The sequence below is a fragment of the Priestia sp. SIMBA_032 genome, from assembly GCF_046535215.1.
Taxonomy (GTDB): domain Bacteria; phylum Bacillota; class Bacilli; order Bacillales; family Bacillaceae_H; genus Priestia; species Priestia aryabhattai.
In genome coordinates, this window is the sequence record NZ_JAWRXD010001038.1 from 1 (window position 1) to 257 (window position 257).

Below are 257 nucleotides of genomic sequence, written 5' to 3' on the forward strand. Positions count from 1 at the left end.
CTTCTTCACCGGAAAAAGACAACCCTGACGAGGCAGAGGACGGCTAACCCTTGCTTCTGAACACACCCTTGCCGTCATATTGTCGCTCTTCACTACTAAACAGAGATGCTCTATGCAAATAGCGTTCGGTATCACGGTCATGCTGGTCTTGGCCGTCGTTTTTTCTGCTCGGCCTAGCCGAAGCTAACCACATGCTGGTCTTCGGCTTGCTCCTCGCAGTCTTTTCCGCGCTGGTCATCATCGCCTTGGCCGCCACG

The 257-nt window shown here is 54.1% G+C and carries 1 protein-coding gene; it reads right to left on the minus strand.

Features of this window, described 5'->3' with window-relative positions:
* Window positions 1-43: 43 nt before the first annotated feature.
* Window positions 44-257: hypothetical protein (locus SB717_RS37505; protein WP_410908212.1), on the minus strand; the 214-nt coding region annotated here is incomplete at its 5' end.